This is a genomic window from Arthrobacter sp. 2YAF22_2 (assembly GCF_052114645.1).
Classification (GTDB): domain Bacteria; phylum Actinomycetota; class Actinomycetes; order Actinomycetales; family Micrococcaceae; genus Arthrobacter.
Map to the genome: position 1 here is coordinate 1 of NZ_JBFRFD010000419.1, position 3373 is coordinate 3373.

The 3373-nt window shown below is 66.0% G+C and carries 4 protein-coding genes; 2 read left to right on the forward strand and 2 right to left on the reverse strand.

The annotated features are described in order from the left end of the window. Positions 1–231 precede the first annotated feature (231 nt). Positions 232–750 (reverse strand): GyrI-like domain-containing protein, encoded by a 519-nt coding sequence (locus tag AB4Y86_RS15140; protein WP_441403018.1) that lies wholly within the window; start codon positions 748–750, stop codon positions 232–234. Positions 751–849: 99 nt separating this feature from the next. Here AB4Y86_RS15140 and AB4Y86_RS15145 point away from each other — a divergent pair, with 99 nt between their 5' ends. Beyond that, the gene (locus AB4Y86_RS15145) at positions 850–1488 is read left to right on the forward strand and encodes a TetR/AcrR family transcriptional regulator (protein ID WP_441403019.1); all 639 of its coding nucleotides are present in this window, start codon (positions 850–852) and stop codon (positions 1486–1488) included. Positions 1489–1635: 147 nt separating this feature from the next. Continuing rightward, complete coding sequence (locus AB4Y86_RS15150; RefSeq protein WP_441403020.1) at positions 1636–1839, forward strand: hypothetical protein; 204 nt, start codon at positions 1636–1638, stop codon at positions 1837–1839. 78 nt (positions 1840–1917) lie between these two features. Here AB4Y86_RS15150 and AB4Y86_RS15155 read toward each other — a convergent pair whose 3' ends face one another. After that, positions 1918–3159 carry an NAD(P)/FAD-dependent oxidoreductase gene (locus tag AB4Y86_RS15155; RefSeq protein WP_441403021.1) on the reverse strand — a complete coding sequence of 414 codons (1242 nt, stop codon included), beginning with the start codon at positions 3157–3159 and terminating at the stop codon, positions 1918–1920. Positions 3160–3373 lie beyond the last annotated feature (214 nt).

A 3373-nucleotide genomic window follows, 5' to 3' on the forward strand; every position in this document is an offset into this window, starting at 1 on the left:
CTACGACATATTCGCCCCATATTGGCCGCAATCGGACGGTTGCAACGCGGGCCCCCTTCAGGGAGGCGACAACCGCCGAGCAACGGGGACCCGGCCCCTTCCAGGGCCGGCGGCCGCGCGATTCCCCCGTCCGATTGCGGCCAATATGGGGCGAATATGTCGTAGGCGTCGTCAGCAGGTCCAGACGGATGAGTCCCGCGGCGCTCTTTCCGCGAGGCTCGTCGTTCGGGCTCAAGCCACCGGCCAGACGATTAAGGTCTTCCACGCTGCCGGGGCGGGTTCGGCGGAGGGATCGGTGAGGTAGTACTCCCACATGGTGTTGCCCGGCGTCAGGCCGTCCGCCTCCATCCGGGCCATCACCGCGCCGTAGGTCTCCGGCAGGCTTTCGTAGGGCCCCACGTGCATCGCTTCTAGGGCTCGGCCGGCAGGCAGCACACCGGCGGCCACGCCGTCATCGCCCCCGGCCGGATAGGGTGCGGCCAGCGGGAAGCCGGCTTCCACATCGACGACGTCGGTAGGCATGCCCCGGTACAGCGCGAACGGCGGCCCAGCCAGCTGGACGTTTTGCTGCTGCACGGCCGCCATCACCGTCGGGTAGGCACGGTCAAAAAATTCACGCAGGGCGGTCATGGGCACGGTCTCGCGCAGCACCGCCGTCGGCGTCTCCGTCAGTTCTTTGGATTTGATCTCGGGCCCCGTTCCCGGATTCCGGTCACTCGGATTGTGATCAGTCGGATTCGATTCACTCATACGGACAGACTCCGCCGTCGGTTCGGGGCGGTCAAGGGCCTAACACTCCCGGCGCCGTTGCGTTTGGGCAGGATATGCACTGGTGCATAAAATTGCTGCATGACTGGACGCGGCACATCAGCTCAGGGACCGTCGCTTCGGGAGCGCCAAAAAGACGAGACGTGGACGGCGATCCATGAGGCGGCCGCCGCCGCGGCGCTCGAGGGCGGGTTGGCCTCCGCCACGGTGGAGGCGGTCGCCGAGCGCGCCGGCATCTCGCGCCGGACCTTCTTCAATTATTTTCCGACGAAGGAGGACGCCATCCTCGGGCTTCGGGAACCCGCATTGGCCGAGGACGCGGTGGCGGCTTTCCGCGCCGGACGCCGGACCGCCGTCGGCGATGCCGCCCATCTGATGGCCGCCGCCATGCGCGCCGCCGGCCTTGGCGGTATGACCGGCTCACGGATGCGCAACGTGCTCCTGGCAGTGCCGGAACTGATTACCCGCCTCAAGCAGCATGTCACGGAGGTGCAGCAGCTGGTGGAACCCCTCATTTCCGAGCGGCTGGCCGGTGAGGCCGTGGATCCTGCGGCCCTGCCGGCGGATCATCAGGGACATGTAGAGGTTGTAAAACTGCTCGCAGGTACCATCCTGAAGCACGCCTACGCGACCGAGTTGGCAGCCGTCGTGGCCGGCGACCCGGGCGCCCTTGACCGGGCGATTGACGCCTTCCGAACGGTCTGCCGCACGGAACTCTGAGGGTGCCTCCGCGCGAGAAACGGGGGGCACGAGTATGGCCTGTGCCCGGTTCGCTGTTGCTCTTTCCCGCACGGACCTAAGCTGAGGGCATAAGGACCAGCCTGTCGGTACCGGCAGCAGGTTCACCCACAGCGGAGAGGCGAGCCAATGAGCGAAAAGTCCGAGCAGGAAAAGTTCGAAAAAGAAGTCGACGCCCTTGAGGATGCGCAACCGGCCCAGGAGTTTGAGCGCCAGGTCAGCGGCGAAGAATGGCACGGCGATGCGGGCGATCAGGCCAACGACCTCCGCGAATACGAAGAGGAATTGCAGATCCGCGAGCAGTCCCGCCATCCGGAGGACCCCAAGAAGTAGCACGCCGAAGTAGCTTGGCGCGTCGRCCTGCCGGAAGCCGGTCGGGCTGTGCGCCGCTGCTTCAGGACCCCCGGCCTGTCATTCCGGCCGGCCGACGACGACCTGTGCCGGGCTGTGCGTGACGTAGCCGTTGAGCCAGGAAAACAGCGCGCGGACCTTCTGCTGGAAACCGGACAGCAGGGCCAGGTGGACCAGGAGCCAGGAAACGAACGCGAAGGGCCCCTGGAGCGGGATGCGCTTACGTCCGATCTCGGCAACCGCCGCGCCCCGGCCGATCATCGCCATGTAGCCCTTGTCGAAGTATTCGAAGGGCCGCCGCTCTCCGCCGTTGAGGTCGGCGTAGATATTGCGGGCCGCCCACTTCCCCGCCTGCTGCGCGACGGAGCCCAATTGCGGGAGTTTGGTCCCGGTCGAATCGGTCATGTTGGCCGCGTCTCCGAGGACGTACACGCCCTCGACGTCGGGCGCGGTCAGGTCCGGTCGAACGTCGATGCGGCCGCCACGGCCCTGAGTCAGGCCGGAGCCGGCAAAAATCTCGCCGGCCTTCAGGCCCCCGGCCCACACCACCGCCCGGCTGGGTATGACGGTCCCATCGGCGAGGGTCACGCCGTCGGCGCGGACCTCGGAAACGCCGACGCCCAGGTGCAACTGCACCCCTATCTTGTTCAGGCGCTTCTTGGTGTACTCCTGCAAATTCGTCGAAAAAGCATTGAGAACTGTCGGAATCATGTCGACCAGATGGACATGGCACCGGGCGGCGAGTTCCGGGGAATAGAATTTCGGCACCACGAACTTGACGTTTTCCGCCATGGCACCGGCGGTCTCCACACCCGTGGGTCCGCCGCCAACGACGACGACGTCCACAGTCCCGGCGGGCTCCCCGTCCGCCTCGTCCAGCAGTTGGGTGAGCTTGGAACCCAGCCGCGTCGCGTCGGTGACCGAATACAACGGGAAGGCGTACTCATCGGCACCCGCTGTATTGAAGAAGTTCGGCACGGCGCCCACCGCAAGCACCAGGATCTCGGCCCGGAAGGTGTCGCCGTCGGCCGTCGTGACGGTGTGGTTAGCGGCGTCGAACGTTGCGACATCAGCGGTGAGCACCCGCACACGGCTGAGCCGGCGGAAGATGGACCGAAGCGGCCGCGCAATGGCCGATACCCCGATCTGTGACGTCGCGACCTGGTAAAGGAGCGGCTGGAACTGGTGGTAGCTGTTGGAGTCGATCAGCAGCACGCTGACACCCTTACGGCCAAGTTCCTTGGCCGCTGTCATGCCCGCGAAACCGCCCCCGACCACGATGACCTGATAAGTATCGTCCATTCGAGCAACCTACTCCCCCTAGCGGCGGGGCAACAGGGGCCGACAGAAAACACGCGACCGCCTACGCTGTACGTATGACATCCCACCTCCTTCCCGTTGCGTCTCCTGCCATCCCGCTGGCTATTCCCGACGTCGAACACGTCCTCGCGGTCCGCGGCGTCGGCGGATACCGGCAATACCGGATCCCCGCTCTGGCGGTGTCCATGCGGGGCAC

Excerpts from the sequence above, each read along its gene's own strand:
- AB4Y86_RS15140 (WP_441403018.1), bottom strand. The coding sequence starts at position 750 with ATGAGTGAATCGAATCCGACTGATCACAATCCGAGTGACCGGAATCCG.
- AB4Y86_RS15145 (WP_441403019.1), top strand. The coding sequence starts at position 850 with ATGACTGGACGCGGCACATCAGCTCAGGGACCGTCGCTTCGGGAGCGC.
- AB4Y86_RS15150 (WP_441403020.1), top strand. The coding sequence starts at position 1,636 with ATGAGCGAAAAGTCCGAGCAGGAAAAGTTCGAAAAAGAAGTCGACGCC.
- AB4Y86_RS15155 (WP_441403021.1), bottom strand. The coding sequence starts at position 3,159 with ATGGACGATACTTATCAGGTCATCGTGGTCGGGGGCGGTTTCGCGGGC.